Annotated in this window: 7 protein-coding genes; 5 read left to right on the plus strand and 2 right to left on the minus strand. The window is 48.0% G+C overall.

The annotated features are described in order from the left end of the window. The coding region (locus tag COY37_RS07655; protein ID WP_286977075.1) for an STT3 domain-containing protein at positions 1-2191 on the minus strand (2191 nt) is incomplete at its 3' end. A 210-nt stretch (positions 2192-2401) separates the two neighbouring features. Between COY37_RS07655 and COY37_RS07660 the strand changes: the two genes are divergently transcribed. After that, positions 2402-3742 carry a polysaccharide deacetylase family protein gene (locus COY37_RS07660; RefSeq protein WP_286679067.1) on the plus strand — a complete coding sequence of 447 codons (1341 nt, stop codon included), beginning with the start codon at positions 2402-2404 and terminating at the stop codon, positions 3740-3742. Positions 3743-3894: 152 nt separating this feature from the next. Here COY37_RS07660 and COY37_RS07665 read toward each other — a convergent pair whose 3' ends face one another. After that, entirely contained in the window at positions 3895-4122 is a 228-nt protein-coding gene (locus tag COY37_RS07665; RefSeq protein ID WP_286679072.1) for a putative toxin-antitoxin system toxin component, PIN family, read from the minus strand. 299 nt (positions 4123-4421) lie between these two features. Here COY37_RS07665 and COY37_RS07670 point away from each other — a divergent pair, with 299 nt between their 5' ends. From COY37_RS07670 to COY37_RS07685, 4 genes are all read left to right on the plus strand, one after another. After that, positions 4422-4973, plus strand: a complete 552-nt coding sequence (locus COY37_RS07670; RefSeq protein ID WP_286679068.1) for a nucleotidyltransferase domain-containing protein — start codon at positions 4422-4424, stop codon at positions 4971-4973. A gap of 46 nt (positions 4974-5019) precedes the next feature. Further along, a complete protein-coding gene (locus tag COY37_RS07675) occupies positions 5020-5400 on the plus strand; it encodes a hypothetical protein (protein WP_286679069.1) in 381 nt (126 codons plus the stop codon). Positions 5401-5940: 540 nt separating this feature from the next. Beyond that, complete coding sequence (locus COY37_RS07680) at positions 5941-6129, plus strand: hypothetical protein (RefSeq protein ID WP_286679070.1); 189 nt, start codon at positions 5941-5943, stop codon at positions 6127-6129. After that, the gene (locus tag COY37_RS07685; RefSeq protein WP_286679071.1) at positions 6114-6416 is read left to right on the plus strand and encodes a type II toxin-antitoxin system RelE/ParE family toxin; all 303 of its coding nucleotides are present in this window, start codon (positions 6114-6116) and stop codon (positions 6414-6416) included. Before COY37_RS07680 ends, COY37_RS07685 begins: the two co-directional genes overlap by 16 nt. The last annotated feature ends 708 nt before the right edge of the window (positions 6417-7124 follow it).

Genomic DNA, 7124 nt, shown 5'->3' on the forward strand with positions numbered 1-7124 from the left:
TGCGACTGCTATACCCGACCTGCACCCGGTACGGCTCGGATTTCACTGCCTCGCCCGTTTCGGATGGATACGGGACGACAGTCGAAAAGATGCCGCTTGCATTTGTCCTGCCCATGATCCTAAACGGGAGCACCCGGCCGTTGTTGGCACATATCCTCGTCCGGACGGCGACCGGCCTGTTTGGCTCGGCGTTGATGGTGAGGCGGGCGCCTTTTACGGCCTCAAAGAGCATAAACGGCGCGGAATTCGCATCGGCGTCGCTAATATAAAGGAGTCTGAAGTGGTGAAGCGGCTCGACTTTTCCTTCTGGGGGCGGCTTTATTACCTCCCAGCACAGTCGGTAAGCCATGGTACGCCTGACCTCCTCGATATTCAGTTCCTCCTGGCGCAGCACGCGCGCGGCCGCATTTGGGTTCGCGCTCGGCTCGCCGATTCTTGCGATATCCCCCGACCAGACGGAGAACTTTTTATCCCCCACGACATAGCGAACGCCGAGGTTGCGGAGCGTTTTGTAGGCCTCATCCTCGTCTTGGATCTGGTAGAATTTCTCGGCGGCGATGATGCCGTTGATGCCGCTTTCATGGTTTCCCGTTGACACACAAGCCCGCTCGGCAAGGTATTCCAGCTGGAAGCTCCAGCTCCAATTGCAGATAATCCCGTAAGACGGTTTTTTCGACGGGTTTGAAAAATCGCCCGGTGATGGCGTGTGCTCCTGCATATAGCGGGAGAGCGCGTAGAGGTTGGGATCGACCCGGCCGGGGGTGGCTCCCGTTAAGGGATACGCCACAACTATAACCGCGATTGCGGTAACCAGGGCAAAGAGCGAATTGGCGTTTAGTGATGCGGGCAGATAATCCTTGAACTGTGAGAATATATAATCGATCGCCAGAAAGAAAAAGAGGGCGTACGAGATCACCAAGAAGACCGATAAGAAATCGCTATAGTAGCGTACCGTGATCGTATAAAACCCCAGTGACGAAAAGATCACGTAAAAGAAGATGTGCTTAAAACTCACGTAGTTACGGCGCCAATCCCGCGCGGCAAGCCAGAGTACGGCGATGGGGGCAATGAAAAGAAGCGGCGAGAAAAACCGCTGCGCCCAGCTTGCATCGGGCTTGAAAAGGGGCGTGAGTTCAAACGTGTCCATGCCGAGAGGATAGCTGCCGATACTTCGCCAGTACCCCTTAAGCAGCACATGAGAGACCGCCGGTACGGCCACCGCAAGTGCGAGCGCGGTGAGGATCGCCACCCCTGCGATAATCCTAAAGTGAGAGAGCTTGATCCTGCCGGCAAGGAGGGCGTAGCCGAGGGCCCCGAAAGCGGCGATCGCCCCGAAAGCGGCGATGTGAAAATATGAGAGCTTGCTGAACTCAAAGCCACCCGCCGGCCAGGCGATGGTAAGCGCCGAGATAACCAGGGTCAGGGTGGCAAAGCCAAAAAGGGCGCCCAGCGAGGCGAGCGCGGCCTTAACGTCTTCTCTATCCAGGATAAAGAGCGCAACGATAACGGGAAGGGCCACCATCGAGTTGACCAGGATGAGCGAGAGCGACATCATCATCGAGGCCGCTATTGCCATCCCGCCGAATATCCCCGCAAGCACAAAGCCCCTGATGTGTCGTTCGATAAACAAGCGTTGTGCCACAAGGAAAAGGGCAAAGACCGATGGGATGAGGAAGGCGTCGGCGATATGGTGATCAACCCCAAGCGCCGGCAGAAGAGCGAAGTCGGGAAGAACAAGCGCAAAGGCCGCCGCGGCCAGAGCGATTCTTTTTCCGAACAGCTCCCTGGCTAAAAAATAGATTGGAACAGTCGCCGCCATACCGAGGGCCAGCACAATAATGCCCGCCGCCTGCCGTACATCGATGCGCGCGATTGCCGAGACCAAAAGAGAGAGGCTTGCCAGGATATACGGCCAAATCGGGGGCAGCACGTACGCGAATCCCCAGGGGTAGCTTGAATAATAATCCATGCTCGCGGGCATCCTTGGAAAATGGGAAACGGCCAGGTCAAACATCCGTAAATAACTGGCAGAATCGGCGTCGGCGGTTAGCAAAAGGGTAGCGTTCTGAGTTAGAATAGGGAGTACCCTGTATCGCAGAAAAAACGATGCCAGGGTTAAAAGAACGAAGGCAATAATGGCATACAGGTTGTTTTGACAATAGGCGATGGTTCGTAGCTTAATATTTTTCATCTGCGCATATAACCGGTTGGAGAAAGATTACTGTATCACTACATGCATAAGCACATGCGTCAGTAAGAATTATAAGGGTAACAGGGAAAACAAACAACCGGACGATACCACGTCTTGAGGCCGGAAGGCGGCTAAATTATTTGGGATCGACTCCGATAACCTAGAAGTATGCTTTAATGCGATGCACGACGAGCAAGCGGGTACGTTACGATGAACAACGATACGTTGAAGCAAAAGCTTACTATTACAAAAAAGAGTATAGAACAGAGTGTAGATAAGATTACTCCTAGCGGTGGGGCCGGTTCGAATGCCTTCAGGCTGAAGCCGGCGCTCGTTATTATTGCAGTGATGCTGGTTGTGGGAGGATGCATCTCACACAAGGCGGGCTCACAGAAGGCGGTCACTGCGAGCACGCAAGAAGAACGCACGGCAACCGCTACCGCATCCGCAAGTAAAGCTGCTTTAGCGGGCACGGCTACTGCTGAGAGCAGTGGGGCCAGCAGTGGGGCCGCACAAGTTAGCACGCAAGCAGTTGGCCAGGCGGGCGCACAGGAGGGCACGCAAACGGCGGTATGGCAGGTTATCCCGGTTTTGCTCTATCACCAGATCCTGCCCAATCCAACCAATTCCATCACAACCGCACCGGATGTCTTCGACCGGCAGATGAAGACGCTGTCCGATTTGGGGTATAAAACGGTAACCCTAGATCAGCTCTACGCAAATCTTACCAAGGGAAAACCGCTACCTAACAAGCCGGTTCTCATTACGTTTGACGACGGCTGGAAAAACCAGTACCAAAACGCCATTCCCATCCTGCTCAAGTACAAGTTTAAAGCGGCGTTTTTCGTTAACCCGCAGACCATAAACTTTAAGAACCGTATCTTTATGAATGCGGGCGATTTAGTCGACCTCGACAAGCACGGCTTCGACGTTCAGTCGCACACCTGGGCCCACTCTAACTTGATTATAAAGCACGGCGAAACGTCTGCCGCCTACAATGCACGACTGACCCACGAGCTGAAGGATTCAAAGATCTGGCTTGAGAAGGTGCTTAAAAAACGGATGGACTACTTTGCGTACCCTTACGGTCTTTACAATTCCTGGGTGGTCAAAGCGGTGGCGAATACGGGCTACAAGATGGCCTTTACCGTGAACTCCGGCAAGAACATGGCGGCAGAGCAGTCGCCCCTGCTTTTGAAGCGCACGATTATCTTTAAAAATACCTCGTTTAAAAACTTTATCGACGACTTAAACAGCCTGCCTTTGGATGTCACAGCGCATCATCCGGAGGATGCCTCCTATGTGACCACGGACACGGCCTGTATCGCGGCGGTCTTTGGTGACTTAAAAGGGGTTAACATCGATACGCTTCGGCTCAGGCTCGATTACCGCGACATCGGAGGTCGCGTTGTCCTCTTACCGGACCACAGACATGTCTATTCTTCCGGAATCGCCAAACTAAAACCCGGCTACCACTACGCGGTCATAAGAGGCAAGACCACCAAGGGCGCCATCGTTCAATCATCCTGGGCCTTTTTCGTGAAGCGGTAGTTCCACGGCATGAATTTAGGCAGTTCGAATCCTCTCATCCGCGACCAGGGACAAGGCATCTAATTTGGTTTCAGCGTCCCTGAGCTCACTTGAGATACGGTTTTGCTCTTGTTTTAGTAAGTCAACCGGGATAGCTTCGGCAACACGAAATCTCAGGACTTCAGTTGCTTTACAAATTCACACGGCGTTAATATCTGAATTCCCTGATAAGTGCCGACATCAAGCAAATGATTATCCCCGGAAATAATAAAATCTGCCTTGCCTTCGACTGCACAGACTAAAAACATATTATCCGATGGATCTTCGGTTATGACGTCTATTTTTAGCTCGCCAGGTGTTCTTTGTGAGTATTTGCTAAGAAGTGACACATACTGCTCGATCCCTTCATCTGCTAGGGAAAAGGCAGATTGTCATAGAATTATAGCGGTATAGAACAAGCTTGTGTAAATGCCGTTTTTGCTGGAAAACCTGGCAGTTTACCACAAAAGTTTGGAAAACCCTTAACGGGTTACCACAGTCCAACAACTATGGCCAGTAAAAACTATTAACTTTTTCATCAGGTATGAAATAATATCCCGAGGATGCAAAGGGGAGTAGTAACAAATATACGTAACTAAGCCGTATCCACAAAGTTGACAACTGTATACCATTAGTATACAGTGCGGCTATGGTTAATTTAATGAGTAAAACAAAACAGAAGATATTGGGGCTCTTGTTTGCCAATGAGGATCGGGAATTTTATATAAGGGAAATTGCCAGATTAATTGGCGTTTCTCCAATGGGTGCACAAAAATCGCTCAACACGCTTGAACAAGCAGGCATTGTCACTTCTCAAAAAAAGGGGATCCAGAAATTTTACTCGGTCAACAAAGAGAATCCAACGTATGCTGAAATCAAAGGTTTGGCGATTAAATCGTTCGGCGTCGCCCGGATATTAAAAGAGGTTCTTGGTGACGTTGCAGGAATTGAGGAAGCTTTTATTTATGGGTCTTTTGCCAAAGGGGAAGTAGACGCCAACAGCGATATCGATCTTTTTGTAATCGGTGATGTCGAGTATAATGTTTTAAGTAAAGCTGCTCGTAAGGCAGAGGATATATTGGGTAGAGAAGTTAACTTCGACTTAATTAGCGAAAAAGAATTCTTCGAGAAGAAAAAGGCAGACAATCCCTTTATTAAAGATATAACTACTAACAAGAGAATTGAATTAATCAAAAATGGCCAGAGAATTTGACTTTAGTTTATTAAAGAAACAAACCGTCAACTATCAGCAAATTGAAGTGACGATCCACAAAGCCTATAAATCCGTAGAGGCGAGTAGGAAGGTTTTGGGTACTGACACCGACTCTTCCTTTATCTTGGCCTATGAGGCCATGCTTAAGGCGACACTTGCCTTGATGCTCTCAAGGGGATACCGACCAAGGACGGCATTGGGGCACCACAAGACACTCGTTGACTTTTCAAGCTTCGTTTTAGGTGAGAAATTCGAGGGCATCACTGCGGCTTACGATAGTATGAGGGCTAAGCGAAATAAGGTTGTTTATGACATAGCTCTGGTATCTGAAGATGAAGCCTCGCAAGCTACAATCTTAGCGGGTCAGTATGTAGACATTATCAAAAACAAGATAGAAGAAGACAATCCGCAGCCCAGACTCCTGTAGTTATTCTCTTTGCTGCTATAAGATTCTAGCCTACTAACCTCAGTGCTGCTAAAACCCCTTACTGTCATGACGTCATACCATCATAACGTTTTAGTGTTAATATAGGGATGATGGAAATGCCGCTTTTGCTGGAAAACGTGGCAGTTTACCACAAAAGCTCGGAAAACCCTAGCAGGTTTACCACATTCCCACAACCCCGACGACGTTTATTAAGAGTTTTATTTTAAGGGCGAACGCTTGTTTGTATAATAAATCCCTTATGATATAATCAAGCCAATTTTAATTTCGTAGTGTAGTTTAAATATAGGAACGCTTTATAGCACTGCGAAAAACTTTGGTTTAGCAAATCTACCCACAGCACGTTGGTTTAGCAGGGGAGAGTGGAATGGGTTTAGCAGATTGGTTCAGCACCGGCTGTTCCAATATCCAGGTAAAAGATGGCGGAACAATATCGACTCGCTACAAGAATATTGCCGTGATTGAAACGGATGCGTGCTCATTGATGTGGTATAATTCATAGTCAAGAGGAGGATATTAATTATGAATGCAGCGAAAAAGGAAGTTAGCGATCTTCTCTCTCGTTTGCCTGATGACTGCACCATTGAAGATATCCAATATCATCTTTACGTTCTGCAAAAAATTGAGCGCGGTCTTGCCAATGTAAATGAAGGGCGGATCTATTCACAGCAAGAAGTCAAAGCACGGATGTCAAAATGGCTCGAGAGATAATATGGTCAGAGGAAGCTGTTGCCGATCTTGAAGCGCTTGCTGATTATATCACGAGGGATTCTGCCGTATATGCAGCCTCATTTGTTCGTGAGATATTAGACGCAAGCAATACGCTTAGTAAATTTCCCAAGCGAGGGCGGGTTGTGCCCGAACTCAGCGATTCAAATATCCGCGAATTATTCGTAAGAGATTACAGACTTATCTATCTCGTTGAGAGATCTCGCATTGTAATATTAGGTCTCATCCACGGAAGTAGGAACCTAAACAGACCATGGAAGGGCAAATAAACATGAAATGCCCAACATGCGACGTGTGTTCATCCCCGACGATGTAGCGGCCAAGCTAGAAGAAATCGTCGAAGCAGCCAAGAAACAAAAGGTTGAAATTGAAGTTGTAGATTATCAAGGTGCCGCATAAAACCAACGACAAAAACCCCTAACGGCAATTGCTTGTTCTTACTGGCTGGTTGCTCGATTCTGAGTTTACGGTTATTCCTTAACCTTCGTTTAGGAATCTACGAACTTCTTTTTGCTTTTGAATACAGGCGTCAGTGATCAGGAATCTATGTAGTGCATGAATGTGCGTTAAAATGGGCCGGAATCATTTTTCAAAAAGCTGGTAATAACTTGGTTGATATGTTTACGAGTGGTAGGTTTGGGATATTCCCAATACTACGAACGTAGCGTGTATTAAGGTTATATGCAAGGTAATCGGATTAATCCAACCCAACGCAATCAAAAAATTAGTAGACGGCGCTAACGCGAGCCTGGATTACCAGACCCTCCTTGGTATTACCGGCTCTGGTAAGACCTACACGATTGCCAACGTGATCGAGGATAACTGCAATTTAGCAGTTTAGTTTTTCTTGCCTTTTCCACTAGCTTTAAAAGCCGCATATATGAGCCCAGAAAATGTGTTTGGCAACTAAAAACTCTTGCGTTCGGAACTTAATTTCTCTAGCACCCCAAGTTCCGTTTTTAGCAATTAATGGTAGA

The organism is Candidatus Aquicultor secundus, from assembly GCF_002791875.1.
Lineage (GTDB): Bacteria > Actinomycetota > Aquicultoria > Aquicultorales > Aquicultoraceae > Aquicultor_A > Aquicultor_A secundus.

Coding starts and splice junctions, on each gene's coding strand:
- COY37_RS07660 (WP_286679067.1), top strand. CDS start 2,402: ATGAACAACGATACGTTGAAGCAAAAGCTTACTATTACAAAAAAGAGT.
- COY37_RS07670 (WP_286679068.1), top strand. CDS start 4,422: ATGAGTAAAACAAAACAGAAGATATTGGGGCTCTTGTTTGCCAATGAG.
- COY37_RS07680 (WP_286679070.1), top strand. CDS start 5,941: ATGAATGCAGCGAAAAAGGAAGTTAGCGATCTTCTCTCTCGTTTGCCT.
- COY37_RS07685 (WP_286679071.1), top strand. CDS start 6,114: ATGGCTCGAGAGATAATATGGTCAGAGGAAGCTGTTGCCGATCTTGAA.